The sequence below is a fragment of the Stenotrophomonas sp. A3_2 genome, from assembly GCF_036624925.1.
Classification (GTDB): domain Bacteria; phylum Pseudomonadota; class Gammaproteobacteria; order Xanthomonadales; family Xanthomonadaceae; genus Stenotrophomonas; species Stenotrophomonas hibiscicola.
Genome location: NZ_JAZKVY010000262.1, coordinates 1 through 304, shown reverse-complemented (window position 1 = coordinate 304; position 304 = coordinate 1). Strand labels below are relative to the sequence as shown.

Genomic DNA, 304 nt, shown 5'->3' with positions numbered 1-304 from the left:
GCAGCGCCAGCACCTATCTCGATTTTGCCCGTTTCGGGCTGCGGCGGCCCGGGCGCACGGTGCTGGCGCTGTGCGGCCTGATCGGCAGCGCGCAGGGGGCAGGGGCGTTCGATCTGCCACCGGACCAACGCTTTTATGGCGGCGGCTCGGCGACCGTGCGCGGCTTTCGCTATCAGTCGGTGGGGCCGCTGTTCCCGAACGGCAATCCGGCCGGCGGGGCGGCAATCGATGCCGCAACGATCGAACTCCGCCAGCGCGTCTGGGGCCCGGTGGGCGCGGCGGTGTTCATCGACGCGGCGCAGGT

Annotated in this window: 1 protein-coding gene; it reads left to right on the top strand. The window is 71.7% G+C overall.

Annotation, left to right across the window (positions count from 1 at the left end):
* Positions 1-304, top strand: a 304-nt coding sequence (locus tag R5H29_RS12310; protein WP_332329231.1) for a BamA/TamA family outer membrane protein, incomplete at both ends; no start/stop codon positions are given.